This window comes from Mesorhizobium sp. M1312, from assembly GCF_040318115.1.
Lineage (GTDB): Bacteria > Pseudomonadota > Alphaproteobacteria > Rhizobiales > Rhizobiaceae > Mesorhizobium.
Genome location: NZ_JAMYLQ010000005.1, coordinates 102,512 through 129,174 on the forward strand (window position 1 = coordinate 102,512; position 26,663 = coordinate 129,174).

At 62.9% G+C, this 26,663-nt stretch carries 29 protein-coding genes; 7 read left to right on the top strand and 22 right to left on the bottom strand.

Annotated features, from left to right (window positions below; genetic code table 11):
• Positions 1-27: 27 nt before the first annotated feature.
• Positions 28-963, bottom strand: coding sequence for a transcriptional regulator GcvA (gene gcvA, locus NKH36_RS08850; RefSeq protein WP_352961226.1), 936 nt, complete (start codon positions 961-963; stop codon positions 28-30).
• 164 nt (positions 964-1,127) lie between these two features.
• Between gcvA and NKH36_RS08855 the strand changes: the two genes are divergently transcribed.
• A complete protein-coding gene (locus tag NKH36_RS08855) occupies positions 1,128-1,364 on the top strand; it encodes a hypothetical protein (RefSeq protein WP_352961228.1) in 237 nt (78 codons plus the stop codon).
• Between the two features lie 98 nt (positions 1,365-1,462).
• On the opposite strand, the gene NKH36_RS08860 is transcribed toward NKH36_RS08855, so the two are convergent.
• Entirely contained in the window at positions 1,463-2,059 is a 597-nt protein-coding gene (locus NKH36_RS08860; protein WP_352961230.1) for a L,D-transpeptidase family protein, read from the bottom strand.
• Positions 2,060-2,143: 84 nt separating this feature from the next.
• Between NKH36_RS08860 and NKH36_RS08865 the strand changes: the two genes are divergently transcribed.
• Positions 2,144-2,827 (top strand): response regulator transcription factor, encoded by a 684-nt coding sequence (locus NKH36_RS08865; protein ID WP_127319501.1) that lies wholly within the window; start codon positions 2,144-2,146, stop codon positions 2,825-2,827.
• Between the two features lie 222 nt (positions 2,828-3,049).
• A complete protein-coding gene (locus tag NKH36_RS08870) occupies positions 3,050-3,505 on the top strand; it encodes a cyclic nucleotide-binding domain-containing protein (RefSeq protein ID WP_352961232.1) in 456 nt (151 codons plus the stop codon).
• Between the two features lie 233 nt (positions 3,506-3,738).
• Here NKH36_RS08870 and NKH36_RS08875 read toward each other — a convergent pair whose 3' ends face one another.
• The 6 genes from NKH36_RS08875 to tesB all read right to left on the bottom strand — a co-directional run bounded on the left by NKH36_RS08875 (position 3,739) and on the right by tesB (position 11,564).
• The gene (locus NKH36_RS08875; RefSeq protein WP_352961234.1) at positions 3,739-4,545 is read right to left on the bottom strand and encodes an exodeoxyribonuclease III; all 807 of its coding nucleotides are present in this window, start codon (positions 4,543-4,545) and stop codon (positions 3,739-3,741) included.
• A 362-nt stretch (positions 4,546-4,907) separates the two neighbouring features.
• Positions 4,908-5,591, bottom strand: a complete 684-nt coding sequence (locus NKH36_RS08880; RefSeq protein WP_352961236.1) for an outer-membrane lipoprotein carrier protein LolA — start codon at positions 5,589-5,591, stop codon at positions 4,908-4,910.
• A gap of 166 nt (positions 5,592-5,757) precedes the next feature.
• Positions 5,758-8,412 carry an FtsK/SpoIIIE family DNA translocase gene (locus NKH36_RS08885; protein WP_352961238.1) on the bottom strand — a complete coding sequence of 885 codons (2,655 nt, stop codon included), beginning with the start codon at positions 8,410-8,412 and terminating at the stop codon, positions 5,758-5,760.
• A gap of 259 nt (positions 8,413-8,671) precedes the next feature.
• A complete protein-coding gene (locus NKH36_RS08890) occupies positions 8,672-10,099 on the bottom strand; it encodes an ammonium transporter (protein ID WP_352961240.1) in 1,428 nt (475 codons plus the stop codon).
• Positions 10,100-10,130: 31 nt separating this feature from the next.
• Entirely contained in the window at positions 10,131-10,469 is a 339-nt protein-coding gene (locus NKH36_RS08895) for a P-II family nitrogen regulator (protein WP_006201125.1), read from the bottom strand.
• A 219-nt stretch (positions 10,470-10,688) separates the two neighbouring features.
• Positions 10,689-11,564: an acyl-CoA thioesterase II gene (gene tesB / locus NKH36_RS08900; protein WP_352961242.1), complete on the bottom strand. Its 876-nt coding sequence runs from the start codon at positions 11,562-11,564 to the stop codon at positions 10,689-10,691.
• Between the two features lie 95 nt (positions 11,565-11,659).
• Between tesB and NKH36_RS08905 the strand changes: the two genes are divergently transcribed.
• Positions 11,660-12,916: a ubiquinone biosynthesis hydroxylase gene (locus tag NKH36_RS08905; RefSeq protein ID WP_352961244.1), complete on the top strand. Its 1,257-nt coding sequence runs from the start codon at positions 11,660-11,662 to the stop codon at positions 12,914-12,916.
• A 228-nt stretch (positions 12,917-13,144) separates the two neighbouring features.
• On the opposite strand, the gene NKH36_RS08910 is transcribed toward NKH36_RS08905, so the two are convergent.
• The 3 genes from NKH36_RS08910 to NKH36_RS08920 are packed head-to-tail and all read right to left on the bottom strand — an operon-like array spanning position 13,145 to position 14,354.
• Positions 13,145-13,732: a hypothetical protein gene (locus NKH36_RS08910; RefSeq protein WP_352961246.1), complete on the bottom strand. Its 588-nt coding sequence runs from the start codon at positions 13,730-13,732 to the stop codon at positions 13,145-13,147.
• 49 nt (positions 13,733-13,781) lie between these two features.
• Positions 13,782-14,138, bottom strand: coding sequence for a YciI family protein (locus NKH36_RS08915; protein ID WP_352961248.1), 357 nt, complete (start codon positions 14,136-14,138; stop codon positions 13,782-13,784).
• A 3-nt stretch (positions 14,139-14,141) separates the two neighbouring features.
• Positions 14,142-14,354, bottom strand: a complete 213-nt coding sequence (locus tag NKH36_RS08920; protein WP_352961250.1) for a hypothetical protein — start codon at positions 14,352-14,354, stop codon at positions 14,142-14,144.
• Between the two features lie 191 nt (positions 14,355-14,545).
• On the opposite strand from NKH36_RS08920, the gene NKH36_RS08925 reads away from it, so the two are divergent.
• Positions 14,546-14,971: an OsmC family protein gene (locus NKH36_RS08925; RefSeq protein WP_352961252.1), complete on the top strand. Its 426-nt coding sequence runs from the start codon at positions 14,546-14,548 to the stop codon at positions 14,969-14,971.
• Positions 14,972-15,265: 294 nt separating this feature from the next.
• Here the strand turns inward: NKH36_RS08925 and NKH36_RS08930 are convergent, their stop codons facing one another.
• The 7 genes from NKH36_RS08930 to NKH36_RS08960 all read right to left on the bottom strand — a co-directional run bounded on the left by NKH36_RS08930 (position 15,266) and on the right by NKH36_RS08960 (position 20,722).
• The gene (locus NKH36_RS08930) at positions 15,266-15,904 is read right to left on the bottom strand and encodes a YceH family protein (protein WP_352961254.1); all 639 of its coding nucleotides are present in this window, start codon (positions 15,902-15,904) and stop codon (positions 15,266-15,268) included.
• Positions 15,905-16,124: 220 nt separating this feature from the next.
• The gene (locus NKH36_RS08935; RefSeq protein ID WP_352961256.1) at positions 16,125-16,904 is read right to left on the bottom strand and encodes a succinate dehydrogenase iron-sulfur subunit; all 780 of its coding nucleotides are present in this window, start codon (positions 16,902-16,904) and stop codon (positions 16,125-16,127) included.
• Complete coding sequence (locus tag NKH36_RS08940) at positions 16,904-17,341, bottom strand: DUF3052 domain-containing protein (protein WP_352961258.1); 438 nt, start codon at positions 17,339-17,341, stop codon at positions 16,904-16,906. Before NKH36_RS08940 ends, NKH36_RS08935 begins: the two co-directional genes overlap by 1 nt.
• 2 nt (positions 17,342-17,343) lie before the next feature.
• Positions 17,344-19,182, bottom strand: a complete 1,839-nt coding sequence (gene sdhA, locus NKH36_RS08945; RefSeq protein WP_352961260.1) for a succinate dehydrogenase flavoprotein subunit — start codon at positions 19,180-19,182, stop codon at positions 17,344-17,346.
• A 3-nt stretch (positions 19,183-19,185) separates the two neighbouring features.
• Positions 19,186-19,581: a succinate dehydrogenase, hydrophobic membrane anchor protein gene (gene sdhD, locus NKH36_RS08950; RefSeq protein ID WP_352961262.1), complete on the bottom strand. Its 396-nt coding sequence runs from the start codon at positions 19,579-19,581 to the stop codon at positions 19,186-19,188.
• 2 nt (positions 19,582-19,583) lie between these two features.
• A complete protein-coding gene (gene sdhC, locus NKH36_RS08955; protein ID WP_065007244.1) occupies positions 19,584-20,003 on the bottom strand; it encodes a succinate dehydrogenase, cytochrome b556 subunit in 420 nt (139 codons plus the stop codon).
• 383 nt (positions 20,004-20,386) lie between these two features.
• Complete coding sequence (locus tag NKH36_RS08960) at positions 20,387-20,722, bottom strand: hypothetical protein (protein WP_352961264.1); 336 nt, start codon at positions 20,720-20,722, stop codon at positions 20,387-20,389.
• A 246-nt stretch (positions 20,723-20,968) separates the two neighbouring features.
• Here NKH36_RS08960 and NKH36_RS08965 point away from each other — a divergent pair, with 246 nt between their 5' ends.
• Complete coding sequence (locus NKH36_RS08965) at positions 20,969-21,319, top strand: hypothetical protein (RefSeq protein WP_352961266.1); 351 nt, start codon at positions 20,969-20,971, stop codon at positions 21,317-21,319.
• On the opposite strand, the gene NKH36_RS08970 is transcribed toward NKH36_RS08965, so the two are convergent.
• Together NKH36_RS08970 and NKH36_RS08975 are read right to left on the bottom strand one after the other, a co-directional pair.
• The gene (locus tag NKH36_RS08970; protein WP_352961267.1) at positions 21,303-22,526 is read right to left on the bottom strand and encodes a GGDEF domain-containing protein; all 1,224 of its coding nucleotides are present in this window, start codon (positions 22,524-22,526) and stop codon (positions 21,303-21,305) included. The two genes, NKH36_RS08965 and NKH36_RS08970, sit on opposite strands and share 17 nt — an antisense overlap.
• Positions 22,527-22,578: 52 nt before the next feature.
• Positions 22,579-23,799 (bottom strand): GGDEF domain-containing protein, encoded by a 1,221-nt coding sequence (locus tag NKH36_RS08975; RefSeq protein ID WP_352961269.1) that lies wholly within the window; start codon positions 23,797-23,799, stop codon positions 22,579-22,581.
• 159 nt (positions 23,800-23,958) lie between these two features.
• On the opposite strand from NKH36_RS08975, the gene NKH36_RS08980 reads away from it, so the two are divergent.
• Positions 23,959-24,270 (top strand): hypothetical protein, encoded by a 312-nt coding sequence (locus NKH36_RS08980; protein WP_352951860.1) that lies wholly within the window; start codon positions 23,959-23,961, stop codon positions 24,268-24,270.
• Between the two features lie 66 nt (positions 24,271-24,336).
• On the opposite strand, the gene leuC is transcribed toward NKH36_RS08980, so the two are convergent.
• Both leuC and NKH36_RS08990 read right to left on the bottom strand, forming a co-directional pair.
• Positions 24,337-25,746 carry a 3-isopropylmalate dehydratase large subunit gene (leuC, locus tag NKH36_RS08985; protein ID WP_352961271.1) on the bottom strand — a complete coding sequence of 470 codons (1,410 nt, stop codon included), beginning with the start codon at positions 25,744-25,746 and terminating at the stop codon, positions 24,337-24,339.
• A 243-nt stretch (positions 25,747-25,989) separates the two neighbouring features.
• Positions 25,990-26,625: a class I SAM-dependent DNA methyltransferase gene (locus tag NKH36_RS08990; protein WP_352961273.1), complete on the bottom strand. Its 636-nt coding sequence runs from the start codon at positions 26,623-26,625 to the stop codon at positions 25,990-25,992.
• Positions 26,626-26,663 lie beyond the last annotated feature (38 nt).

Genomic DNA, 26,663 nt, shown 5'->3' on the forward strand with positions numbered 1-26,663 from the left:
GGCAGATCACTCAGAGCGACCTAAAGCTCATCCAGGCGTCGGGTCCGGCTGCGGGTTGTGAACTTCGTTCAGGAGCCAATCCCTGAACGCCACGATCCTGGCGTCGTTGGCCGATGCGATGGGATAGACCAGATGATAGGCGAAGTCGGGCGGAACCTTGATGCCAAGTTCGAAGGGCCGGATCAGCCGGCCCTCGGAAAGATCGTTCGCCACCATGGCAAAATCGGCGAGCGCGACGGCATTGCCGTCGAGCGCGGCCTGAACGGCGTCGGTCGAGGTGCCGAACACGATCGTCCGGCTGTCGTCGAAATCGTCGACGCCGGCTGCTGCCATCCACATCCGCCAGTTCGGCCAGGTCACGCCTTGTCGCGCCCACTCGATATGGGCGAGCGTATGATGGAAGAGATCGCGCGGCTCGCGCAGCGGCGGGCCGGAGGCCAGCAGGCCGGGGCTGCACACAGGGATGATGATGTTGTCGAACAGCCGGTGGGTGCAAAGGCCCGGATATTTTCCGGCGCCGAAACGGATGCCGACATCGACGTCGTCCAGGTCGAAATCGCGCAATTCGGAGGCAATGTCGAAGCGGAGCTCGATGCCCGGCCGCTGCTTGCGAAAATCATCGACGCGCCGCATCAGCCATTTTGTCGCGAACTGGGCGTCGAGGGTCACTTTCAGCAGCGCCGTTCCACGCGCCATCTTGTGCGCCCGTGAGACGGCTCGGCCAAGCAGGTCGAGCGCGTCGGTCGAGGCCTCGAACAGCACCGCGCCCGCCTCCGTCAGCCGGATCGTCCGGCTGGTGCGCGTGAACAGCACGATGCCGAGCTTATCCTCGATTTCCTTGATCTGGTGGCTGACCGCGGCCGGCGTCAGGCCGAGCTCGTCTGCGGCGCGGGTGAAATTGAGGTGCCGGGCCGCTGCTTCCAGCGTCCTCAGTGCACGGGTTCCAGGCAGCAGGCGCGCCATCACAGTAGGACGAGGAGAGGTCGGTCGAGCATTTTCCTATCCTCAAAGAAAACTTGAAGATGCTGAGAAAACTACTCGTTTCTCGTTTTAATTTCAATCCGGCATGATGGGGAAATCGAAATAACATCAAACCGGATTTGATATCCGGAGAAGCGGATTGCACCATGTCCCAGATAGTTATGACTCCTGCAGTCGCCCGGCCGGCCTGGTTGCGCGCGGTGCTTGACTGGTTTCGTCATGCGAAAGTTGCGGTCAACCTCCCGCATGAGAAGGTCGACGATCTTCCGGACCGCCAATTGCACGACATCGGCGCTGAACGCAAAGATGTCGCGCGCGCGATGGACCGGGAACTCGGCCGGTTAGGTCTTCTCGACATCGGCTGGCAGAGGCCGCGGCAGTAGGGCAGTAGGGAAAGCTAAGAGGCGCGCCTGCGCAATCCTGCTGACACTTTCTCACTCCCCTACTGCCTACTGCCCTACTGCCCTACTCCCCTACTCCCCTACCTCACCACCCTCATCACCGTGCGGTCCGACAGCAGCGGCAGCAGCCGGGCCATCGTGCGTGCCGTCACCGCGACGCAGCCTTGCGTCGGCGTGAAGCCGGGGCGCGCCAGATGAAAGAAGATGGCGCTGCCGCGCCCGCGGCGGCGCGGCGAAATGTTCCAGTCGAGCACCAGGCAGGCATCATAGAGCCGGTCGGTGCGCAGCATCCGTTCGTGGCTGGCGCCATAGGGAATCTTGACGGGACGGTTGTAGTTGCGGTCCTCAGGTACTTCGCACCAGCCGAGATCGGGACCGATCGGCGTCATCGCCAGCCGGGTTTTGCGGCCGCCGGAAAAATGATCGTTACGGAAATATCCCGACAGGATCCGCATCGACCCAAGCGGCGTGGCGCCATCGCCTTCGCGCTTGCCGGCCGATATGCCGCCGCGTCCCAGCGCACATGAAAACACCAGTTTGCTAGCCTGCAGGAGCCCCTGGCTGGCGTGGCCGGGCCTGGCGCGCACGGTGAGAACACGAAGCCCTTTTCGCAAAAATGCGCTCGCCTCATTGCACACGCGTTTTTTCTTGTATGATCGTGCCACGGAACAAATCATTGTGATCGGCTGTTGTGCCGGTCAGCTTCCGCATAAACAGGCAGCGGTCAACTGAATTTTCTTTTCAAAACAACGGATTGATCCATGACTTCACGCACCATTCTGATCGTCGATGACGATGACGACCTGCGCGGCACGCTCGTCGAGCAATTGTCTCTCTATGAGGAATTCGACGTCCTGCAGGAATCAACCGCCGCCAAAGGCGTCGCCACGGCCCGCGGCGGCCTCATCGATCTGCTCATCATGGATGTCGGCCTGCCCGACATGGATGGCCGCGAGGCGGTGAAGATACTGCGCAAGGGCGGCTACAAGTCGCCCATCATCATGCTGACGGGACACGACACCGATTCCGACACGATTCTCGGCCTCGAAGCCGGCGCCAACGACTATGTGGTCAAGCCGTTCCGCTTCGCGGTTCTCTTGGCCCGCATCCGTGCCCAGCTTCGCCAGCATGAGCAGAGCGAAGACGCCACCTTTTCGGTCGGCCCCTACACTTTCAAGCCCAGCCAGAAGCTTCTGATCGACCAGCGCGGCGCCAAGGTGCGGCTGACCGAAAAGGAAGCCTCGATCATCAAGTATCTCTATCGCGCCGACCAGAAGGTGGTGACGCGCGACGTGCTGCTCGAGGAAGTCTGGGGCTACAATTCCGGCGTCACCACGCACACGCTGGAAACCCATGTCTATCGGCTGCGCCAGAAGATCGAGCGCGATCCTTCCAATGCAGAAATTCTTGTGACAGAAAGCGGCGGCTACAAGCTGGTTCCTTAAACATTTAATCATTCAATGAGCGGTCGGGGCAGGGGCCGCTTTCGGGTACGATCCTGAGACTGGAGATGGTTCTGGATCGAACTCGCCGACGCATCGGACCAAAATCGGAATCGATTTTTGGAAAGCGTCGATTTCAAAGCGTAAGAGCGTCCTTTGCACGTCCAAAGGGAGGCTCGGCGCTGTAAGGGAGGGATTGGACTGGCCGTTCGGGGACATAGCTAGATGGCGTTGGATGACGACATCCGCATCCTGTCCACCGTGAGGCTCTTCGAGGGCTTCACGGAGGAACAGTTGCGTCTGCTCGCCTTTGGCGCGGAAACCACTAGGTTGCAGGCCGACCACAAGCTCTACCGCGAGGACGACGAGGCCGATTGCGCCTATATCGTCGTCAGCGGGCGCATCGTGCTCTATCGCGAGCAGGATGGCGCCCGCGTGCCGATCGGCACGGCCGGCCCCGGTACCATGTTGAGCGAACTGGCGCTGATCGCCGACACCAACCGGCTGACCAGCGCATCCGCCGAGATCGATTCGGAAGTGCTGCGGCTCAGCCGCAAGATGTTCCACCGCATCCTGGAGGAATATCCCGATATCGCGGTCCATCTGCACCAGCGCATCTCCGAGGATTTTCAGGAATTGATCCGGCGCGTCGAGAAACTGGCGCCGCGATTCGACAACTGAACCCGGATGCTTTCAACTCGCTCTCACAACTGACCGTGAAAGCCAATCGGATCAGGGCGGCAAGGGGCTGAGGTGTGTCGAGATTCAGATCAGGCCGAGCCGGAGTCGAAGCCGGGCGCGAAGCGACCAGAATGGTGGGGTCCGAGAACCGGAGCGGAGCGTACTTTTGGGTGAACACCGGAAGCGCAGGAGACCACCATTCGCAGGCCGGCCTCATCTGAATATCGATACACCTAATCCAGGTCGAACCGCGCTATGACCGGCACATGGTCCGACGGCCGTTCCCAGCCGCGCGCCGGTCGCAGGATCTCGTAGCCGGCAAAGCTCGGCACCAGATTTGGCGACGACCAGACATGGTCGAGCCGCCGGCCGCGATCCGACGCTTCCCAATCCTGCGCGCGATAGCTCCACCAGGTGTAGAGCTTCTGCTCATAAGGGACGTTGAGCCGCATCAGGTCGACCCAGTTGCCGGCGAGCCGCATCGTCTCGAAATTTTCCGTCTCGACCGGCGTATGGCTGACTACTTTCAAGAGCTGCTTGTGCGACCAGACATCGTGCTCGAGCGGCGCGATGTTGAGGTCGCCGACCAGGATCGAACCGGAGACTTCGTCGTGCTCGGCGCGGATGGCGTTCATCTCGGCGACGAAATCCAGCTTGTGCCTGAACTTGCAGTTGATCTCCGGATCGGGCTCGTCGCCGCCGGCCGGAACGTAGAAATTGTGCAGCAGGATCGCCTTGCCGCCGGCCTGCACGGTGACCGACAGATGCCGACAGTCCTCGATCTCGCAGAAGCGGCGCCTTTCGACCACTTCGATCGGCCGGCGCGCCACCGTCGCCACGCCGTGATAGCCCTTCTGGCCGTGGAAGGCGATGTACTCGTAGCCGAGCTTGCGAAAGGCCTTCTCGGGAAACAGCTCATCCGGAACTTTGGTTTCCTGCAGGCAGAGCACGTCCGGTACCTGTTCGACAAGCAGGCGTTCGACGATCGGCATCCGCAGGCGGACGGAATTGATGTTCCAGGTGGCGATGGAAAAGGGCATGTTTGGGATTCCGGGCAGCGCAAGGTCCGCCAGATGGCTCCGACGGGCTGGTGCCTTTTTGGCGAGGCAGTTCCGGAAACTACTGCCAGCCATACGCTTCAAAAACAAGCCGGCGCCTGGCCGGACCTGTTGATGTCATGGTCGACCTCGGCGCCGCCCCTCATCGCCCTGCCGGGCACTTCTCCCCGTATAGTGACGGGGAGAAGAGGCTGGCGGCAGCCTTGGCGCTCGTTTTGCTACGCTGACAATTGGCGAAATCATGGATGAAGGAACCCTCTCCCCGTCACTATACGGGGAGAGGATGCCGGCAGGCAGGTGAGGGGCAGCACCGACGCCGGAAACCCTTCGACGGCGATGGAATGCTACCGAGACTTGGTGTTCAGTTCGCGGTTCGCCGTATAGTCGATGGCAAAGGTGTCGGGTGCGAAGCTCACGCCTTCCCTGACGTTGAAGATCATCACCGTCGTGTCCTTGCCTTGCGCATCGGTTATCGTCCACTGGCGCAATTCGTAGGTCTTCGGATCGAACATCATGGTGATCTTCGAACTGCCGAACACCGATTTGTCTGCGAGCTGAATGGTGGTGACGTCGTTCTCTTCCTTGACGCTTTTGACGCGGCCTCCGGAGAGGTCGATCTTGGTGTCGAGCAGCAGCTTGAGCGGCGTCTTCGACAGTGGGTAGAGATCGGACGTTTTCAGCCGCTTGTTGAGGATGACCACCGACTTGCCGTCGGAAATCACCCTGAAATTCGACGTCCCGTCATAGTTGAAGCGGATCTTGCCCGGCCGTTCCAGAAAGAACTTGCCGCCGGTCTGCTCGCCCTTGGGTCCGAACTGTACGAATTCGCCGGTCATCGATTTGACCGAGGAAAAATGGTCGGCGATCTTCTGCGCGGTGGGTGGCACCGCCGCTTGCGCCGACGCCAGCAACTGGACCCCGGGCACGACATTGATGGCCGCAGCACCGGCCAGGATCAGGCCGAGGCCAAGCAGCTGGCGGCGGGTCGGGGCAAAATCGCTGATCGTGGCGAAAGAAGAGTTTTTCATGCCGGTCACTCTCGTCTGGTTTATCTGTTGTCGCAGTGTTTGGCCCCCCAGTTGGGCTTAAGTTTGGCGGCGTAACAGCGCTTGGTCGTTGCAAACGCGCCAGAAGGTTCAAAGTTGCTGCGGTCGGGTTGCAGCGGCGAAAATCCTATCGGTTCGTGCCGGCGGATCAGAACTTGTCGTCCTCCGTCGGCACCAGAATCTCGCGTTTTCCGGCATGGTTGGCCGGGCCAACAATGCCTTCCTTTTCCATCTTCTCGATGATCGAGGCGGCGCGGTTGTAGCCGATGCCGAGCCGGCGCTGGATGTAGCTGGTCGAGGCCTTGCCGTCGCGCAGCACCACGGCAACCGCCTGGTCGTAGGGATCGTCGGAATCCTCGAAATTGCCGCCGCCACCCCCCGAGCCACCCTTGCCCGACGGCTCGTCGTCGTCCTCATCGTCATCCTCGGTAATGGCATCGAGATACTCCGGCACGCCCTGCAGCTTCAGATGCGCGACGATTTTCTCGACCTCGTCATCGGAAACGAAGGGGCCGTGTACGCGCTGGATGCGGCCACCGCCGGCCATGTAGAGCATGTCGCCCATGCCAAGCAGCTGTTCGGCGCCCTGCTCGCCCAGAATGGTGCGGCTGTCGATCTTCGACGTCACCTGGAAGGAGATGCGGGTCGGGAAGTTGGCCTTGATCGTGCCGGTGATGACGTCGACCGACGGTCGCTGCGTCGCCATGATGACGTGGATGCCGGCGGCACGCGCCATCTGCGCAAGGCGCTGCACCGCGCCTTCAATGTCCTTGCCGGCGACCATCATCAGATCGGCCATCTCGTCGATGATGACGACGATGTAGGGCATCGGCTCGAGATCGAGGTTTTCCGTCTCGTAGATTGCTTCGCCGGTCTGGCGGTCGAAGCCGGTCTGCACGGTGCGCGAGATTTTCTCGCCTTTCTTCTCCGCCTGCTGCACCCGCGCGTTGAAACCGTCGATGTTGCGGACGCCGACCTTGGACATCTTGCGGTAGCGGTCCTCCATCTCGCGCACGGTCCATTTCAGCGCGACCACCGCCTTCTTCGGGTCGGTGACGACAGGCGTCAGAAGATGCGGGATGCCGTCATAGACCGAGAGCTCCAGCATTTTCGGGTCGATCATGATCAGCCGGCAGTCCTGCGGCGTCAGCCGGTAGAGCAGCGACAGGATCATGGTGTTGATGGCGACCGACTTGCCCGAGCCGGTGGTGCCGGCGACCAGCACGTGCGGCATCTTGGCGATGTCGACGATGACCGCCTCGCCGTTGATGGTCTTGCCGAGGGCCAGCGCCAGCTTGGCCTTGGTGGTCTCGAAATCGCGGCTGGCCATGATCTCCCTGAGATAGACGGTCTCGCGCTTGGCGTTCGGCAGCTCGATGCCGATGGCGTTGCGGCCGGGCACCACGGCGACGCGGCAGGCGATCGCGCTCATCGAGCGGGCGATGTCGTCGGACAGGCCGATGACCCGCGACGATTTGATGCCGGGTGCCGGCTCCAGCTCGTAAAGCGTGACGACCGGGCCCGGGCGGACATGGATGATCTCGCCCTTGACGCCGAAATCCTCAAGCACGCCCTCGAGCAGACGGGCATTCTGCTCCAGCGCGTCCTTGGACAGGCTGGCGTCACGCACGACGTTCTTCGGTTCGGACAGGAAATGCAGCGACGGCATTTCGAATTGTTCGGAGCCGATCAGCGAAGTCTGAGCTTCGCGCTGGACACGGGCGCCCGGAACCGGCCGGGGCGCCGGCGCCGCGACGCGGGTGGCCGCATCGGAGCGGAACGGCTGCACCTTCGCATTGGGCGGAGTGCTGCGCTGGCCCACGGGCTCCGGCGCAAAGCCCATGTCGTCGTCATCATCAAAAACATCGGCGTCGTCGGGATCGAGCGAGGCGCTTCGGTCGTTCACCATGGCGGCGAAGAATTCCGGCTCGACGCGGGCGCGGCCATCGGCACTCATCCGCGCTTCCGCGAGTTCGGCCGATTCGACCCGCTCGGCAGCGCGCCGCCAGGCGCTGGCGCGCGGTTCCATCTCCGGTTCGAAATCGTCGCGCTCCCGGCGGCGCGCGGCGCGACGGCGGAGATAGGCGCGTAACGACAACCACCAATGCGTGATCGCGCCAAGCGCCAGAATGCCCTCGTCGCCCTCGTCCTCGTCATTGTCGAAAAGCAGGTCGTCCTGGTCCCGGGGATCGGGCGCGGCCGGCTGCTCCAGGACGGCGAAACCGTTCTGGCGTGCAATCAGCGCCGAGCCGTAGGCAAACAGCCACAGTGCCGGCGCGGCGAGAAGCACGGCGAGCACGCTGGCGATGAGACCGGTCGGGTAGCCGCCGACGACGAGGCCGGGAATCTTGAGCACCATGTCGCCGAACACGCCGCCGAGACCGGTCGGCAGCGGCCAGGTCTTGGGCGGCACCGCGCAGCCGGCGATGGCCGCGGCAAGCACCGCATAGCCAAACCAGGCGAGCCCGCGCTTCGGCAGCCTGTCGACGCCGCGCGCAGAGAACAGCAGAAATCCCCAGACCACCGCCGGCACCAGCGCCGCGACGGCAGCAAGGCCGAAGAACTGCATGGCAAGGTCGGAGAAGACAGCGCCCACATAGCCCATGGCGTTGGTGACGATGTTATCGGTGGCGTGGGAGAAGCTTGGGTCGGCGACGTTCCAGGTGGCGAGGCTGGCGATACCGAAGGCGACCAGCGCAAACAGGCCGGCGCCGACCAGCCGGCCGACCTGACGCCGCGCGAACGCCCGGATGCCCTGCCCCGTATCGGCCAGCGCGAGCGGTGCTGAAGCCCCTGAACGCATGCTCTTCCCCGTCTATCATTGCCCGGCCGATAGCGTGCGAGCAGCTCGGCAGATTCGGGCTCCAGACTATCGGCGGGAAGGTTAAGGCAGCATTAACTATAAGGGGTTGGGGGAAGTATCTTGCGGCGAGTATCTGGCTCGGCTATCTGCGCACAAAAAAGAGGCCCGGAACGGGTCCGGGCCTCAATGCGTGAGCCCTTTGCAGGAGCATCACGACGGGAGGGAGGATGCGGGACGGCCGAGGCCGCCCGGACAGGGCTTACGGGTGATAGGCCGCTTCGCCATGCGAGGTGAGGTCGAGCCCTTCACGCTCTGCATCGGCTGTCGGACGCAGGCCTACGATCATATCGACGATCTTGTAGAGGATGGCGCTGCCGATGCCCGACCACAGGACGGTTACCAGCACACCCTTGAACTGCGACCACAGCTGGGTGGCCGTGCCGGCATAGCCGGCGGCGAAGTCGGCTGTCGAATAATCGACGATGCCAGCGCCGCCGAGAGCGGGATTGACCAGGATGCCGGTGCCGAGCGCGCCGATGATACCGCCGATACAGTGGATGCCGAAGACATCGAGGCTGTCGTCGTAGCCGAACTTGTTCTTCACGACCGAGACGAAGAAGTAGCAGACGCAGGTGGCGACAATGCCGAGCACGATGACGCCCATCGGTCCGGCAAAGCCGGCAGCAGGCGTGACGGCGACAAGGCCGGTGACAGCGCCCGAAACCGCGCCAAGCATGGACGCCTTGCCGCGCAGCAGCGTTTCGAGCACGATCCAGGTCACTGCCGCCGCCGCCGTGGCGACGAAGGTGTTGACCATGGCCAGCACCGCGTAGGCGTTGGCTTCGAGGTTCGAGCCGGCGTTGAAGCCGAACCAGCCAACCCACAGCAGCGAAGCACCGACCATGGTCAGCGTCATCGAGTGCGGTGCCATGATGTCCTTGTTGTAGCCGATGCGCTTGCCGATCATGAGCGCGCCGACAAGGCCGGCGATGCCCGCATTGATGTGAACGACGGTGCCGCCGGCGAAGTCGATGGCGCCGAAGCCGAAGATGAGCCCCGACGGGTCGCTATAAGCGCTCGGGCCGCCCCAGAACCAGACCATATGCGCGATCGGGAAGTACACGAATGTGACCCAGAGGATGGTGAAAAGGATCACGGCCGAAAACTTGACGCGTTCGGCGAAGGCGCCGACGATCAGGGCCGGCGTGATGCAGGCGAAGCTCATCTGGAAGATGACGAACACCAGCTCGGGAATGGCGACCCCCTTGGTGAAGGTTTCCGACACCGTCGTCACGTCGACGCCGGCAAGAAACATCTTGGAAAGACCGCCGATGAAGGCATTGCCGGGGGTGAAGGCAAGGCTGTAGCCGTAGAAAACCCAGACGATCATGACCACGCTGGTGATGGTGAAGACCTGCATCAGCACCGACAGCATGTTCTTGGCGCGAACCAGGCCGCCGTAGAAAAGGGCAAGGCCTGGAATGGTCATCAACAGCACCAGGATGGTGGAAATCATCATCCACGTCGTGTCACCCTTGTCGACGGTAAAGGCCGGTGCCGCTGGCGCTGCCGGGGCGGCTGGCGCCGCTTCCTGCGCGAATGCGGCCACGGTGCCCAGTGCTGCGATAGCGAGCGAGCCCAGCAGCGCGGTGCGCGCCGCCGACTTCAAAGTAGAAGGAATATTCATTGAACTCTCCATTGGAATACGTGTCCGCAGCTCAAAGCGCGTCGGTGTCTGTTTCGCCGGTGCGAATGCGCACCGCCTGGTCGATGCCGAAAACGAAGATCTTGCCGTCGCCGATCTGACCGGTCTTGGCCGCCGCGGTGATGGCTTCGACGGCCTTGTCGACCATGTCCAGGGCGACCGCGACTTCGATCTTGATCTTCGGCAGGAAGCTGACCGCGTATTCCGCCCCGCGATAGATTTCCGTGTGTCCCTTCTGCCGCCCGTAGCCTTTGACTTCGGTGACGGTCAGGCCCTGAATGCCGACGGCGGTGAGCGCTTCGCGCACCTCGTCGAGCTTGAACGGCTTGATGATTGCCATCACGATTTTCATAAGGTTTCACCCTTTACTGTTGCGGGTCCCCGCGTTTGCACGACGTCGCCGATCCCGATGAGAGCCGGAGAGTGCCCGCTATGATTCAAGCTCCGTGCCAGTTGCCGAAGCAGGGTGTTAAGCTGCTGTTAAATAAGGAATTGGGGAAGGTTTGTCGGCTGACTGGTCATAGTCGCGGCAGCGCATCTGATTAAAAAATAGGCAATTTTGCAAAAATGCCTATTCGGCGGGCTGCCGCTTCAGCCTGATCAGGCCTTCCTGGGCAACCGAGGCGATCAACGTGCCGTCGCGGGCAAACAGCGACCCGCGAGTGAACCCCCGCGACCCTTGCGTCGACGGGCTGTCCTGCGTGTAGAGCATCCAGTCGTCGAGCGGATGGCTGCGGTGGAACCACATCGCGTGATCGAGGCTCGCCGCCTGGATGTCGCTATCGAAAATGGCGCGGCCATGCGCAAAGGTCGAGGTATCGAGCAGCGTCATGTCGGAAAGATACGCAAGCACTGCCGCCTGCGTGGCGCGATCGGCTGGAACCGGGCCGGTCGTGCGGATCCAGATGTTCTGCTTTGGCTCCAACTTTTCCCGGCTGGTGTAATGCTCCAGCATCACCGGCTTCATTTCGATCGGCCGGTCACGCTCCCAGTAGCGCCTGATGCCGTCAGGCACGGCCTCGCCGAACTTGCCGATCAGTTCGCGCTGCGACAGCAATGTGTCGGGCGCCGGCACGTCCTGCGGCATCGGCACCTGATGCTCGAGCCCGACCTCTTCCTGCTGGAACGAGGCTTCCAGCGAAAAGATCGCCTGGCCGTGCTGGACCGCCACGACACGGCGCGTGGTGAAGGAGCCGCCGTCACGGATGCGGTCGACCTGGTAGATGATCGGCACCTTGGTGTCGCCGGGCCGCATGAAATAGCCGTGCAGCGAATGCACCTGGCGTTCGGGCTCCACCGTTCGCTGGGCGGCGACCAGCGCCTGGGCGATGGTCTGGCCACCGAAGACACGCTGCCAGTCGAGTTTGGGGCTGCGACCACGGTACAGGTTGTGTTCCAGCTGCTCGAGGTCGAGAATGCCGAGAAGCTCGTCCATGGCCGCCGTCATGTTTCGCGCCCTCACCGCAAAAGTGTTATGGCGGTTTCCGACAGGAATGACGGGCAGTCAAGGCCGGATGGGAATTGGCCGGAAAGGAATTTGCCATGGTGGACCGCAAGGAGGATGCAAAAACCTCGCTCGATATTCTGGTCGCCGGCGCCGGCTATGTCGGGCTTGCCGCCGCCGTATCGCTGAAACAGACGCGGCCGAGCCTGGCGGTCGCTGTCGTCGACGCCGCGCCCGCCGGCGTCTGGCAAAAGGACGGCCGCGCCTCGGCCATCGCCGCTGCCGCTTGCCGCATGCTCGATCAGCTCGGCGTCTGGGCCGAAATCGCGCCCGAGGCGCAGGCGATCACCGAAATGATCGTCACCGATTCGCGCGCTTCCGATCCGGTGCGCCCGGTGTTTCTCACTTTCGATGGCGAGGTCGCGCCCGGCGAAGCCTTTGCCCATATGGTCGCCAACCGCGATTTGAATGGCGCTTTGCGCCGGCGCGCTGAAAAACTCGGCATCGACATCATCGAAGGCGTCGCCGTCAATGCCTTCGACGTGAATGGCGCCGGCATCACCGTGCATCTTGCCGACGGCGCCACGCTGAAGGCGCGGCTGCTGATCGCCGCCGACGGCGTCAACTCGAAGCTGCGCGACATGGCCGGCATCAAGACGGTGAAATGGGAGTACGGCCAGTCCGGCATCGTCTGCACCGTGGCGCATGAACGGCCGCACAACGGCCGCGCCGAAGAGCATTTTCTGCCAGCCGGCCCGTTCGCCACGCTGCCGCTCAAGCCTGACAAGGACGGCACCAACCGCTCCTCGATCGTCTGGGTCGAGCGGTCGGAAGATGCCGAAAAACTGGTCGACGGCGACGACCTCGTCTTCGAGCACGAGCTCGAACAGCGGTTTGGCCTGAAGCTCGGCGAAATACACGTCGCCGACAGGCCGCGCGCCTGGCCGCTCGGCCTGACGCTTGCCCGCGCCTTTGTCGCGCCGCGCATCGCACTCGCCGGCGACGCCGCCCACGGCATCCACCCGATCGCCGGTCAGGGCCTCAATCTCGGCTTCAAGGATGTGGCCGCACTGGCTGAAGTGGTGGTCGAGGCCGACCGGCTCGGCCAGGATATCGGTGCGCTCGACGTGCTCGAACGCTACCAGCAGTGGCGGCGCTTCGACACGCTGCAGATGGGCATCACCACCGATGTCCTGAACCGGCTGTTTTCCAACGACATCGGCCCGCTGCGCGCCGTCCGCGATATCGGCCTCGGCCTCGTCGAACGCCTGCCGCGGCTGAAGGATTTCTTCATCCGCCAGGCGTCCGGTCTGTCCGGCGACACACCGAAACTGCTCAAGGGCGAGGCGATCTGATCCGTTTCACGGCCATGCCCAACTTCGTCATCCTTGGGCGGAGTGACGCGAAGCGGAGCGAAGACCCAAGGATCCATGCCGTGACCTCAGCCGGAGAATACAGCGGAGCAGAATTCTGCACTGTCGCGACGCCTTAAGGTCACGGCATGCATCCTGGGGTCTGCGCGGCGTCGCTTCGCTCCTTGCTCCGCCCCAGGATGACGAAGCGATCCTTCCGTGTCAGGGAACTTAGTTGACCTCGAAGCCCAGCTTCTGGCGCAACCGCAGTATCCGCTGGTCGGATATCTTCAGGGGTTGCTCACCAGCCTGCGCCGCGCGGTTCACCATCTGCAGCAAATCGTTTCGCTCAGTCACATCCAGACGTTCGCGCAGGAACGGCGCCAGCTTGTCAATGACAATCGTGGCATCATCGATCTGTGACGCCGCCCATTTGGCGTAGACCACGGCCTCCTCGGTCTTCTTCTCGTCTGCAATCTCCGAAATCATCGACCGAATCGCGGCTTCGCGCTGCGGCAGGACAGGGCCGCTCTCAGAAACGATGGCGGTGATCAGCGTCGCGGCCGCCACGACCGGATCGTTGATCGCCGTCAGCGGTGAGAGCGCCGCCTGCTTGCGCAGTCTCTTGCGCCGAATGTTCCCCTGCACACGTCCGACGACGTCCGCGACCTCGCGCGCCGCATCGTTCATGGCCTTCATCCGATACCACCAGAACGCCGCCGCTCCCAACAGCCCTATTGCAGCAATCAATATATGCATGCCCGTGATCCCCAAACCGCAGCGACGATAGGAGAAGTGCTGCCCCGCTTCAACACGCAAAAGTTGCGCCCGCCGAAGAAATTCAGCCGGACGCAAAACAGAATAATCGCTAGGACCCCGGCACGTTGTAGATCGCCCTGACCTCGATCGTGCCGATTTCGGCCAGCGGGATGCCGCCGGCAATCTCCAGCGCCTCGTCGATATCCCCGGCCTCGATCATCACGAAGCCGAGCAATTGCTCCTTGGTCTCGGCGAAAGGGCCATCGGTGATCAGCCTCTTGCCCTTGCGCCGGCGCACGGTTTTCGAGGTCTTCACCGACTGCAGCGCCTGCGCGATGATCAGCCGACCGCTTTGCTCCACCGATTTGTCATAAGCCAGCGAGTCGGCGTCGAGCTTGGCCAGCCTCTCCGGGCTCATTGCATGAAGGTCTTTTTCCTCACCGTAGACCAGGCAAACGTATTTCATCTCTCATCTTCCTTGTTGGGACGAGCCGTTGGCAACCAACGTCTCAGCCGGGCTTTTGTCCGCCGCGTGATCGACAAGGGACACCGCAACCCCAATGATGGCAACCGCCGCAAGCAGTCGACCGAAACCGGAAGGTGGGCGATGCAACCAATCGGCTTCTTGTTCAGCCGCCTTTCGGCCGGTGTCTCTCCAGTGGGCAGAAAACAGATTGTTCATGCGATCCTCCATCCGGCCACGAAAACTGTGGCCGCCCGCAGGACGGCCGAGGCAGAGGGAAGTCGACATTTTTGCACGCGGATTTTTTTTAACGCCTGGTCATTGGCGCGAAAGCACGGGTGGCCTTCGTGCCCGCGCGCACTATAGTCGATCGGACGCCGATCACAGCCACCACAATCAAGGAGGAATTCATGGACCGCACCGCAAACGCCATCTGGCAGGGCAATCTGAAGGAGGGTAAGGGCACGCTCGACACCCAGAGCGGAACGCTGAAAGGCACGCCCTATTCGTTCAAGATGCGCTTCGAGGATGAAAGCGGCAAGTCCGGCACCAATCCGGAGGAACTGATCGCGGCGGCGCATGCCGGCTGCTTTGCCATGCAGCTTTCGCATGTCCTGGCCGAGAACGGCACCCCCGCCACCGAACTCGACGCCAAGGCCGTGGTGACGCTGGTTCCAGGCACCGGCATCACCGGCAGCGCGCTCACGCTGGTCGGCAAGGTGCCGGGTATCGACGCGGCGAAATTCCAGGAACTGGCCGAGCAGGCCAAGGCCGGGTGTCCGGTTTCGAAGGCGCTCGGCGCCATCAAGGTTTCGCTCGACGCCAAGCTCGGCTGAGAGAGCTTCCGCGTATAGCCGATTGCGACGTGGAGGCCATCAATTTTTGAAGCCGGCTCCGCCCCTCATTGCCCTGCCGGGCATTTCTCCCCGTATAGTGACGGGGAGAAAAAAGCCGGCCGCCGCCGCGGCACCCTTCCTGCAACGCGGATAATTGGCGAAAACTGTCGATGAGCGTCCCTCTCCCCGTCACTATACGGGGAGAGGTCGCCGGCAGGCGGGTGAGGGGCAGCGTCTACCGATCGAGAGTGACGGCGAACAAGGTTCCTGGAGAGCTGTCCTCTCGAAAGGTCGTTAGCTTCCCTCGCCGGTCAGCGCGTCGATGCGTGCGCGTAACTGTGCAAGCTCTTCCTCGAGAGCCTGCACGCGGGCTTCGAGGTCCGAGGCCGGCGAAGGCGATTGCGGTGGCGTTGCAGCCATTGGCGTCTGCACCGGTCCGCTCAAGAGGTGCACATAGCGGTCCTCACGCTGGCCGGGTCCACGATCGATCTGCTGAACGAGCGGCGGCTTGCGGCCGATCAACAGGTCGAGATTGCTGCGCAGCTCGTCGATGGAGGGCAACCGCGCCATGCGCTCAGCTCGCGCCAGCAGTTCATAGGCGGTTTGCGGACCGCGCAGCAACAGCAGGCCGAGCAGCGCAATCTGCGCCGAGGTCAGCGAAAAGCGCTGCGCGATGATATGCTCATAGCGCTCGACGCGCGAGGCAAAGACCTGCCTGACCAGACCCTTGTGCTCAAGTTGGCCAAGCGCTCGTCTGACCTCGGCAAGCTCGACCGACATCACCGGCTCGCGCGCCGTCTTCTGGTTCGCGGCGGCAAGTGCCGCATTGAGCGTCATCGGGTAGATGTCGGGCGTCAGTTCCTTCTTTTCGATCAGGCAACCGAGCACGCGCGCTTCGACGGGAGACAGGATGGGAAGGTCAGAGTCAGTCATAGGTCGGTTATCCTTTTGGAGCTGGCGGGACAGCGCCCCCCTCTGTCCTGCCGGACATCTCCCCCACCGGGGGGAGATTGGCGGCTTCAGCGCTCTGCTCACTCCGCAACGCCGACGATTGGCGAAAGCCGACCTGACGGCCGATTTCCCCCCTCGTGGGGAGATGTCCGGCAGGACAGAGGGGGCGCGAAGGATCGATCTCGACGGCACCCGTCCGCCGCTACACCCTTCTCTCCACCATCATCTTCTTGATCTCGGCGATCGCCTTGGCCGGATTGAGCCCCTTGGGGCAGGTCTGGGCGCAGTTCATGATGGTGTGGCAGCGATAGAGCCGGAACGGGTCTTCGAGATTGTCGAGCCGTTCGCCCGTGGCCTCGTCCCGGGAATCGATCAGCCAGCGATAGGCCTGCAACAGCGTCGCCGGGCCGAGATAGCGGTCGCCGTTCCACCAGTAACTCGGGCATGAGGTCGAGCAGCAGGCGCACAAGATGCATTCGTAGAGCCCGTCGAGCTTTTCGCGGTCCTCATGGCTCTGCAGCCATTCCTTAGCCGGCTCGGGCGACACCGTCTTCAGCCACGGCTCGATCGAGGCGTGCTGGGCGTAGAAATTGGTGAGGTCGGGCACCAGGTCCTTGACCACCGGCATATGCGGCAGCGGATAGATCTTGATCGCGCCGGAAATGTCGTCGCAGCCCTTGGTGCAGGCGAGCGTGTTGGAGCCGTCGATGTTCATGGCGCAGGAGCCACAAATGCCCTCGCGGCAGGAGCGGCGCAGCGTCAGCGTCGGGTCGATCTTGTTCTTGATGTAGAGCAGCGCATCAAGCACCATCGGCCCGCAATCGTCCATGTCGACGATATAGGTGTCCATGCGCGGATTCTCGTCATCGTCCGGCGACCAGCGGTAGATGCGGTATTCGCGCAGATTGGTGGCATTCTCCGGCTTCCGCCAGGTTTTCCCGGCCTTGATCTTCGAGTTTTTCGGGAGCGTCAGTTCGACCATTACCTCAGGCCCTTTCGGATGACGAGCTTCAGCCCGGACCAGATATCGTTCACGGCAGCGACCTTCACGTCGACAAGATCGAGCTTCAGCGCTTGCACGCGGATAATATCTTCGCTGACGTCGGTCGGCACCTTGGATGCCTTCTTGGGCCAGGAGACCCAGACCATGCCGTCGCTCTTGATTGCAGCTGCGACGCCGGCGAGGCGATCCTCGATCTCGGCGCGCTGTCGGGTGAAAGCGTGGACGGCGTCGTATTTCCGGACAGCACCTGAAATCTTTGGCCAGTCCGGCAGCCGATCGACATGGGCGAAGTCGACGGCACTGGCTAGGTCGTCGAGCTCAGCCGGCAAGGCAATGAAGGCGGCGGTCATCCCGTCCTTCAGGCCGAGCTTCGCCGGAAGGGGCGTGCCGGAATATCCTGCAACCGCCAGCGCCATCGTCAATACACCCTCGCCTTCGGCGCGATCTTGGCCAGGTTGATGCCGCCGTCTGCTTCCCTAAGCAGCGGTTCGGTGTGCACCGGCCGGTAGCTGAGCGACACCTCGCCGGTCTCGCTGAGCCGGGCCAGCGTGTGCTTGCGCCAGTTCGCATCGTCGCGCGCCGAAAAATCTTCCCGCGCATGCGCGCCGCGGCTCTCCTTGCGCGCCTCGGCGCCGTAGACGGTGGTGATGGCGTTGACCATCAGGTTTTCCAGCTCCAGCGTCTCGACCAGATCGGAGTTCCAGATCATCGAGCGGTCGAATACTTTTACATCCTTGAGCTCGCTCCAGATCTGCGAAATACGCTCGCAGCCGGTTTCCAGCGATTCCTGCGTGCGGAACACCGCCGCGTCGTCCTGCATCGCCTTCTGCATCTTTTCGCGCAGCACCGCAGTCGGCGTCGAGCCGTTGGCGTGGCGCAGCCGGTCGAAGCGGTCCATGATCTTCTCGACCGAGGCTTCGTTGGGCGACGGGATCGCGGCGTTGCGGTCGATCACCTGGCCGGCCCTGATCGCCGCCGCGCGGCCGAACACCACCAGATCGATCAGCGAGTTGGAGCCCAGCCGGTTGGCGCCATGGACGGAAGCGCAGCCGGCTTCGCCGACCGCCATCAGCCCGGGCGACACCTGGTCCGGGTTCAAGGCGCTGGGGTTGAGCACCTCGCCCCAGTAATTGGTCGGCACGCCGCCCATGTTGTAGTGGACCGTCGGCAGCACCGGGATCGGTTCTTTGGTCAGGTCGACGCCGGCAAAGATTTTTGCCGACTCCGAAATCCCCGGAAGTCGCTCGTGCAAAACGGCCGGATCGAGGTGGTCGAGGTGGAGAAAAATATGGTCCTTGTTTTTGCCGACGCCGCGCCCCTCGCGGATCTCCAGCGTCATGCAGCGCGAGACCACGTCGCGCGAGGCAAGGTCCTTGGCTGACGGCGCATAGCGCTCCATGAAGCGCTCGCCCTCGGAGTTGACGAGATAGCCACCCTCGCCGCGCGCACCCTCGGTGATCAGGCAGCCGGCGCCATAGATGCCGGTCGGGTGGAACTGCACGAACTCCATGTCCTGCAGCGGCAGCCCGGCCCGCGCCGCCATGCCGCCGCCGTCGCCGGTGCAGGTGTGCGCCGAGGTCGCCGAGAAATAGGCGCGGCCATAACCGCCCGTCGCCAGCACCACCATTTTTGCCGAGAAGCGGTGGATGGTGCCGTCGTCGAGATTCCAGGCGACGACGCCGGTGCAGGTGCCGTCCGACTCCATGATCAGGTCGAGCGCGAAATACTCGATGAAGAACTGCGCGTTGTTCTTCAGCGACTGGCCGTAGAGCGTGTGCAGGATGGCGTGGCCGGTGCGGTCGGCGGCTGCACAGGTGCGCTGCACCGGCGGGCCTTCGCCGAAATTCATCATGTGGCCGCCGAACGGCCGCTGGTAGATCTTGCCCTCTTCGGTGCGCGAGAACGGCACGCCGTAGTGCTCAAGCTCATAGACCGCGGCAGGTGCTTCGCGCACCAGATATTCCATGGCGTCGACGTCGCCGAGCCAGTCCGATCCCTTAACGGTGTCGTACATGTGCCACTGCCAGGAGTCGGGGCCCATATTGGACAGCGAGGCGGCGATGCCGCCCTGAGCGGCGACAGTGTGCGACCGCGTTGGGAAAACCTTGGTGATGCAGGCAGTGCGCAGGCCCTGTTCGGCCATGCCGAGCGTGGCGCGCAGGCCGGCGCCGCCGGCGCCGACGACTACCACGTCGAATTTGTGGTCGACATAGGTGTAGGCGGACGCCGTGTTGGCGTTTTTCGCGTCCTTGGCCAAAACTCACCCTCCAAATGCCAGTTTGAGCAGGGCGTAGATCGAGGCGACGCCGACCACTACGGGAAAGAACGTGTTGAGGGCGAGCAGCGCCAGCCTCATGCCCTCGCCATGAACATAGTCCTCGATGATAGCCTGCATGCCGAGCCGCATATGGTAGAGCCCGGACAAGAGCACCAGGGCCAAGACCAGCGCCACGAACGGGTTGGCAAGTGCGGCGCGCACTTCCGCATAGCCGGCGCCATTCAGCGCGATCAGAAAGCCGACGAAGAACAGGATCAGCGGGATGTTGGCGATCGCCGTCAGGCGCTGGCGCCAGAAATGCTCCGTACCCTCGCGGGCGGAGCCGAGGCCGCGGACTTTCGCCAGCGGCGTGCGCATGTCGGTGTTGCGGTGGCTCACGATCAAGCTCCCCGCGCCATGTAGCCGGCGATCCAGATCAGCAGCGTCAGTACAATCGAGCCGGCCAGCGTCGCCCAGGCGATCCTGGAGGCCGTGTCCTTCTCAAGACCGGCCCCGGTGTCCCAGATCAGATGGCGCACGCCGCCCAGCATGTGGTGCATCAGCGCCCAGGTATAGAAGAACAGCACCAGCCGCCCCAGCCACGAACCGAAGGCCCAGTTGACGGCATCGAAGGTGGATTGCGAGCTCGCCGCCGCCATCAGCCACAGCGCGACCAGCAGCGTGCCGAAATAAAGCGCCCCACCGGTGATGCGATGGATGATCGACATCGTCATCGTGATCGGCGGTCGATAGACAGTCAGATGCGGCGAAAGCGGCCGTTCACGTCTGGCAAATTCGCGGGTGGCTGGTGATTTGCTCATGGCTCCCCCAGTTCGGCGTCTCTGGAGCCCCAGGGGAAATGCGGCGTTACCGCTTCCGGTTGCGACTTCGGACAGCCGGTTTCTAATGCGCTTTTTGCACCGCGTCAAAGCCGGAAAATCGTTTCGAAAACGTAATTTAGTCTGACAAAAGGGCGGTGTTTCGCTTCAATCGATTAGGGCAGGAGCCAAAAGCCGGCGCAATGTCGCTGCAGTGCGGTATGTGGTTTCGGACGACGGCTTTGGGGCATGTTGAGATTCAGGTCAGGTCGTGGCGAAAACAGTGGTTCCGAGAACCGGAACGGAGCGTACTTTTGAGTACGTGAGTACCGGAAGCGCAGGAAACACGGTTTGCAGACCGGCCTCACCTGAATATCGGCATGCCCCTAGCGGGTGCAGGTCAGCGGCGTCCTCCCGCCCTTCATCACCAGCGCGTCGCGTCCGTCGATCACGATTGCGTCATGCGCCGCGCCGAAGCGGCTGCTTTGATTGGCGGGCGAGGCCGGCAGGTCCTCGCTGGCGCCGTCTGGGCCAAGCACCCGTACCGAAGTGCCGAGGTTTTCGATGGTGATCCTGGCGCCATCAGCGCAAGTGTAGGTCGCGGTGCGCGGCTGCGGTGAATCGGTCGCGGCGGCCGGCGCATTGGTCTGCGACACGCAGGCAACGGTGATCAGCAACGGTAAAAGCGCAAGCAGCACCCGAAAGGTCCGGCCAAACGCCATATGCTGCCCTCCCTACGCGTCAATCCAGCCGCGATGCTTGGCCAAGATCACCCGACGTCGCGCTTGGCGCCGGCCGCGATGGTGCGGGCAAGCATGGCCGAAAGATGGCCGCAGCCTTCCAAGGCGCCGGATATTAACCATGTTTGCCGAGACCTGGCTGCCAGCAGGCCTAGCCTCTTAACAAAGGTTAATAAAAGGTTAATTTATGATTCGAGGAAGACTCGCCTCTGACAAATGGGGGACGCCATGCGTTCGAATTCAGGTAGATCGCGCCTTCCGGCGCTCATCCTGGTGGCAGTGGCCATCGGCTTCGCAGCACCGGCACTTGCCGGGACGCGCGACCGCGTCTACGCCGATTCATTTGGCAATCTCGTCATCGAAAGCGCCGCCGGCTACAAGCGCATCCTCGTTGGCGAGGGCAACCTGGCCAAGGAACTGTCGGACTACACCGGCGCCGGCCAGCCCAAAATCTATGAAAACGACGCGGATGACGTCAGCAGCCGCGACTGCTACAGGCCGCCGGTTTTCGTGAAGGGCCGCAGTTATATGTACGGGCTTTCCGACGGCGAGATGCCCGAACTCAGCCCCTGCCGCTGATCTTCGGCCCGGCGTTGGCAACAGCCGTCTGCCGGGTGGCGATTGATCCTATCGAGATGCGCACGCAATCGCGTCCGCTGCCCTTCGCCTGATAGAGCGCTTCGTCGGCGCGCCGCAGCAGGTCGGAAAAGCCTTCGGCCGGGTGAAGCTCGGCAACGCCGAAGCTGGCGGTGCAACGGTGGTGCGCCGGCAGACAGTCTATCGGCAACGCCCCGAAAGCGCTGCGCGTTCCTTCGGCGAAGAGCCGCGCGGCGGCGAGGTTGGTTCCCGGCAGGATGATAGCGAATTCCTCACCGCCGATGCGGCCGGCGACGTGATGATCGGCGGCAGCATCACGCAGGAACCCAGCAAAGGCTTCGATGACCCGGTCGCCGGACGCGTGGCCGAAACTGTCGTTGATGCTCTTGAAATGATCGAGGTCGGCAATGACCAGGGCGACCGGAATACTCTTGCGCACGGCGTCACGCATCGCGAGCTCGGCATGACGTTCGAAGCCGCCGCGGTTGAGCAACCTCGATAGCGTGTCCGTCTCCGACTTCGACGTCGCCTCGGCGAGCACGTCGCGGACCAGGATGACCAGGATGAGAAGCGCGATTGTCAGGCCGAACACCGTGCCAAGCGATTGCGACACCAGAGCGTAGTTGCTGTGCAGATAGGCCTGCGGATTGACACCCCAGCCGCCCAATGCATGGGCGATGAACGGCTTGCTCACGAATTGCAGGGCGCTGGCCGCCAGAACGGCCATCAGCGCACGGTCGAGCCAGTCGCGTCTCTGCCTGGACGACCAGACGATGCCGACGCCGACGAACTGCATGGCCGCATAGGGAAGCTGGTAGGCCATCATGCGGGCAAGCGACTGGCGCGGCAGGTCCTGCACGAAATACACGGCCACGGTGGCCGCAAACAGGAAGACGAGCATCGGCGCCCAGCGCGGCGGCACGCCGTATTTATGGGCAAGCCCGCCATTGAACGCGATGGTGGCCCCCAGGAAAACGGCGAAACCCGCGACGACTGCCGGTCGCGCATTGTCGAAGACCGGAATGCTGAACTCGATGGCGAAATAGGCCATCCCGAGCAGATAACCGAAGACCAGCCAGCGCGCCGGCGCGCGCGCCACATCGTTGAACGAGATGGTCATGAAGGCAGCCGCCAGCAGGCCGGCGACGAGCAGGTTGATTGCAAGGATGAACTCTGCGCCGCCGCCCATGTGGTTTTTCGCACTCCCTGCACCAGCAAATCATGAACGGGCGAAAAAGACGTTAACGTGGGCCCGGAGCGGGATGATCAGCCGGCTTTGAGCGTTCCACAACGAGCACCGTTTCCGACCGTTCATGAGATAGCTGCACGCTGTCGCGGCCGTTCCGTTTGGCTTTGTAAAGCGCCTCGTCGGCGCGGCGCATCAGCGGCTCCAGCCCTTCCTCGCCGGTGCGGGCCGCCACGCCGAAGCTCGCGGTCACTCTTGTGCCGGACGGAAGCCCGTCTACGCTGCCCGCCGAATAGAGCGTGCGAATAGCTTCGGCAAACAGCCTTGCCGAGCCAAGGTCGCTCAGCGGCAAAAGCACTGCGAACTCCTCGCCACCTATGCGGCCGGCGACGCCGCTGGTGCCGGCAGCCGATAGAAGCTTGGCGGCGAAGTCGGCGATCACGCGATCGCCCGCTGCATGACCGTGCAGATCGTTGAGGGCCTTGAAATGATCGAGGTCGGCGAGCACCAGCGCGACCGGCAGTTTGGCGGTGGCGCAATGCTGCAGGACAAGCGTGGCGCGCTCCTCGAAGCCGCGGCGGTTGAGCAGGCCCGACAGCGGGTCGGTATACGCTTCGGCCTTCAGCGCTTTCATCACGTCGAGTGCAGCCGCGCAAAACAGGCAAAGCGCGATGAGCAACGACAGCAGCGCGTGCGACAGCAGCGCCGTCGTCCAGTAGGACGAGGCATAGAACCCGTCATAGCTCTGGTAAGGTCCATGCGCGATGACGATAACGAGGGTGCGCACGAAGAAGTTCAACCCGGAAAGCAGCGACAGCACGAACAGGATCATTTCCGTCGGGCCGTTGTCACGCACCCCGCGCAGTTCGGCGGCGACAACCAGGCTGAGGCCGCCGAAAGCGAAATTCATCGCCAGGATCCGCCAGGTGAGGTCCGGCTGGATGAACATGAACCAGCAAAAAGCGGCCAGGCCGCCGCTCGCCATGACGCCGATCGCGACAAAGGGCACGCGCCGTCCATAACGCGTCACGATCGCGCCGGCGAGACCACAGGCGGCGATGGTGAAGCAGAGGTTGGAGAGCAGCTTGGTCGGCGCCATACCGATGGGCAGCGTGAAATACTGCAACAGGAAACCGGCCGCCGAAAGCCAGTAGCTAGCGGCGAGCACGGCCAGATAGGGGCGGTGACGCTGATAGAACCACAGCACGAGAAACACCGCGCCGAGCGCAAGCGCGATCGTCGGGTTGAGCAACCCTATCAGCAGACCGGTGTCCAAAGGACCGTGACCCCCCACGCTTCCGTCAGGCAGACCTTAGAGCGGAAGCCCGAACAAGCGGTTAAGCAAAGTCGATATGCGCAAGGTCGCCCATGAAGCTGCTGCACGGAACTTGAAACCGCGGCCGGCGTTTTCCGGCAGCAACCAGGAGACACTTTCATGGCCGATACGATCATGCTGACCGACCACGAGGCAATTCGCTCATGGGCCGCGGCGCGCGCTGGATTTCCGGCAATCGTCGATGTGTCGCCCGAAGCAGGCACCCAAGCTATGCTGAGGCTGGTCTTCGGCCAGCATGCCTATCAGGACCTTGATGAGGCCGAACGCCCGGTCAACGCGGGCGGCTACGAACTGGTCGAATGGGACGAATGGTTCAAGCTGTTCGACGAACGGCAGCTGGCCCTGGTGGTCGCCGCGGAGCAACCCGGCCGGCGTGAACAATTCCATGAGATCGTGAGGCGCCCGGGGTGAAGAAAACCCGAACCGCATGCGGTTCGGGGTTCTCGCATATCGTATACGGACTGTGGCAGCCCTGAGTTATTTCCACTCACGGATGTCGACGAAATGGCCGGCGATCGCCGCTGCCGCCGCCATGGCCGGCGACACCAGATGGGTGCGGCCCTTGAAACCCTGACGGCCCTCGAAATTGCGATTCGAGGTCGAGGCGCAGCGCTCATGCGGCTTCAGCCGGTCGTCATTCATGGCAAGGCACATCGAGCAGCCCGGCTCGCGCCAGTCGAAGCCGGCGGCGATAAAGATCTTGTCGAGGCCTTCGGCCTCCGCCTGTTCCTTGACCAGGCCGGAGCCCGGCACGATCATCGCACTGACCCGCGGATTGACTTGTCTGCCCTCGATCACCTTGGCGGCGGCGCGCAGGTCCTCGATGCGGCCGTTGGTGCAGGAGCCGATGAAGACGCGGTCGAGCGCTATGTCGGTGATCTTGGTGCCCGGCTTCAGGCCCATATAGTCGAGCGCACGCTGCTTGGAGGTGCGCTTGTTCTCATCAGTGATATCATCGGGGTTCGGCACGATGCCCTGGACCGAGACGACGTCCTCGGGCGAAGAGCCCCAGGAGACGATCGGCGGCAATTTCGCCGCGTCGAGCACGACCATCTTGTCGAAATGCGCGCCTTCGTCGGACTGCAGCGTCTTCCAATAGGCGAGCGCGGCATCCCACGCCTCGCCCTTCGGCGCGCGCGGCTTGTCCTTGACATAGGCGAAGGTCGTCTCGTCAGGCGCGATCAGGCCGGCCCGGGCGCCGCCCTCGATCGACATGTTGCAGATGGTCATGCGGCCTTCCATGGACAGCGCGCGGATCGCCTCGCCGGCATATTCGATGACGTAGCCGGTGCCGCCGGCAGTGCCGATCTCGCCGATGATCGCCAATATGATGTCCTTGGCGGTGACGCCTTCCGGCAGTACGCCGTCGACGCGCACCAGCATGTTCTTGGCCTTGCGCTGGATCAGCGTCTGCGTGGCCAGCACATGCTCAACTTCGGACGTGCCGATGCCGTGCGCCAACGCGCCGAAAGCACCATGCGTCGAGGTGTGGCTGTCACCGCAGACGATGGTCATGCCGGGCAGCGTAAAGCCCTGCTCGGGACCGATGATGTGGACGATGCCCTGGCGGATATCCTTCTCGGAATAATATTCGACGCCAAAATCCTTAGCGTTCTTGGCCAGCGCCTCGACCTGGATGCGGCTTTCCTCGTTCTTGATGCCGAACTTGCGCTCGGGCGAGGTCGACACATTGTGGTCGACCACGGCCAGTGTCTTTTCCGGATGCCGAACCTTTCTGCCGGTCATGCGCAGGCCTTCGAAGGCCTGCGGGCTGGTCACTTCATGGACGAGGTGACGGTCGATATAGAGCAGGCAGGTGCCGTCGTCCTGGCGGTCGACGACATGGTCGTCGAAAATCTTGTCGTAGAGGGTGCGCGGTGCGCTCATGTGCGTAAATCCGTCGATATGAAAATGGGAAGGGACAAGCGCCGGCTAGCCGGCGAACACGGCTTAGCGAAGTCGGCTGGTCAGAGCGCCGGAAACGCGCGCGGAGAATCGCGACGGCAGGCGTTTTCTGTCCTGCAGCACGAAGCCCTTGTAAGCCGGATCGCCAAAAAGCTGTTCCATTGCGTGGCTCATATCAATGTTTTGGCTTTTCGGCAATCGCGGCGGCCTTCGCAGAACCTGGGTTCAAAGCACCTCAAACACGAAAGTCTTCACCAGCGCCTCGGGTTCGGCGATCGCATAGCAGCGGAACCACGGGCTTTCCTCGACCGGCCGCCATTTTTTGTCGTGCTCCAGCTCGGCAAAGACATCACGAAAGCCGCCGCTTTCGAACACCTGGTCGCGAACTGTGAAAATGGCGTGGCCGCCCTTCTTGGTGATACGCACCAGTTCATGCAGGCCGGAAGCCGGCGCATGGCTGATGGTGAACACGCCGGTCGAGAAGAAGGCGCGGAAATACCCGTCGGGCCAGGGCAGCGGATCGCCGAGCATCGCCTGTTTCAGCTCGCTGTAAGCCTGCCGGCTGCCGGCGATGTCAAGCATGTCTTGCGACAGGTCGAGACCGGCAATGTCCTGATAGCCCAGTGCCTTAAGCGACGGTCCGGACAGGCCGGTGCCGCAGCCGGCGTCGAGCAGCGGCCCCTCGCCTGATGGCACATGGCGCGCCACCCAGGCGGCGATCAGGAACGGCAGGAGATAGCCGAGCGAGGCGGTTTCGCTGTCATAGGTCGCAGCCCATGCGGCGTAGGCCCCGGCAAGCGCTTCCGGCGTATCGGCCGTATAGACGCACTCCAGCGCCGCATTGGCTTTGTCGATGATCATGGGTGTCATCCCTTGAAACGTATCTACCGCGATCGTAG

Coding starts and splice junctions, on each gene's coding strand:
- gcvA (WP_352961226.1), bottom strand. CDS start 963: ATGGCGCGCCTGCTGCCTGGAACCCGTGCACTGAGGACGCTGGAAGCA.
- NKH36_RS08855 (WP_352961228.1), top strand. CDS start 1,128: ATGTCCCAGATAGTTATGACTCCTGCAGTCGCCCGGCCGGCCTGGTTG.
- NKH36_RS08860 (WP_352961230.1), bottom strand. CDS start 2,059: ATGATTTGTTCCGTGGCACGATCATACAAGAAAAAACGCGTGTGCAAT.
- NKH36_RS08865 (WP_127319501.1), top strand. CDS start 2,144: ATGACTTCACGCACCATTCTGATCGTCGATGACGATGACGACCTGCGC.
- NKH36_RS08870 (WP_352961232.1), top strand. CDS start 3,050: ATGGCGTTGGATGACGACATCCGCATCCTGTCCACCGTGAGGCTCTTC.
- NKH36_RS08875 (WP_352961234.1), bottom strand. CDS start 4,545: ATGCCCTTTTCCATCGCCACCTGGAACATCAATTCCGTCCGCCTGCGG.
- NKH36_RS08880 (WP_352961236.1), bottom strand. CDS start 5,591: ATGAAAAACTCTTCTTTCGCCACGATCAGCGATTTTGCCCCGACCCGC.
- NKH36_RS08885 (WP_352961238.1), bottom strand. CDS start 8,412: ATGCGTTCAGGGGCTTCAGCACCGCTCGCGCTGGCCGATACGGGGCAG.
- NKH36_RS08890 (WP_352961240.1), bottom strand. CDS start 10,099: ATGAATATTCCTTCTACTTTGAAGTCGGCGGCGCGCACCGCGCTGCTG.
- NKH36_RS08895 (WP_006201125.1), bottom strand. CDS start 10,469: ATGAAAATCGTGATGGCAATCATCAAGCCGTTCAAGCTCGACGAGGTG.
- tesB (WP_352961242.1), bottom strand. CDS start 11,564: ATGACGGCGGCCATGGACGAGCTTCTCGGCATTCTCGACCTCGAGCAG.
- NKH36_RS08905 (WP_352961244.1), top strand. CDS start 11,660: ATGGTGGACCGCAAGGAGGATGCAAAAACCTCGCTCGATATTCTGGTC.
- NKH36_RS08915 (WP_352961248.1), bottom strand. CDS start 14,138: ATGAAATACGTTTGCCTGGTCTACGGTGAGGAAAAAGACCTTCATGCA.
- NKH36_RS08920 (WP_352961250.1), bottom strand. CDS start 14,354: ATGAACAATCTGTTTTCTGCCCACTGGAGAGACACCGGCCGAAAGGCG.
- NKH36_RS08925 (WP_352961252.1), top strand. CDS start 14,546: ATGGACCGCACCGCAAACGCCATCTGGCAGGGCAATCTGAAGGAGGGT.
- NKH36_RS08930 (WP_352961254.1), bottom strand. CDS start 15,904: ATGACTGACTCTGACCTTCCCATCCTGTCTCCCGTCGAAGCGCGCGTG.
- NKH36_RS08935 (WP_352961256.1), bottom strand. CDS start 16,904: ATGGTCGAACTGACGCTCCCGAAAAACTCGAAGATCAAGGCCGGGAAA.
- NKH36_RS08940 (WP_352961258.1), bottom strand. CDS start 17,341: ATGGCGCTGGCGGTTGCAGGATATTCCGGCACGCCCCTTCCGGCGAAG.
- sdhC (WP_065007244.1), bottom strand. CDS start 20,003: ATGAGCAAATCACCAGCCACCCGCGAATTTGCCAGACGTGAACGGCCG.
- NKH36_RS08960 (WP_352961264.1), bottom strand. CDS start 20,722: ATGGCGTTTGGCCGGACCTTTCGGGTGCTGCTTGCGCTTTTACCGTTG.
- NKH36_RS08965 (WP_352961266.1), top strand. CDS start 20,969: ATGCGTTCGAATTCAGGTAGATCGCGCCTTCCGGCGCTCATCCTGGTG.
- NKH36_RS08970 (WP_352961267.1), bottom strand. CDS start 22,526: ATGGGCGGCGGCGCAGAGTTCATCCTTGCAATCAACCTGCTCGTCGCC.
- NKH36_RS08980 (WP_352951860.1), top strand. CDS start 23,959: ATGGCCGATACGATCATGCTGACCGACCACGAGGCAATTCGCTCATGG.
- leuC (WP_352961271.1), bottom strand. CDS start 25,746: ATGAGCGCACCGCGCACCCTCTACGACAAGATTTTCGACGACCATGTC.
- NKH36_RS08990 (WP_352961273.1), bottom strand. CDS start 26,625: ATGATCATCGACAAAGCCAATGCGGCGCTGGAGTGCGTCTATACGGCC.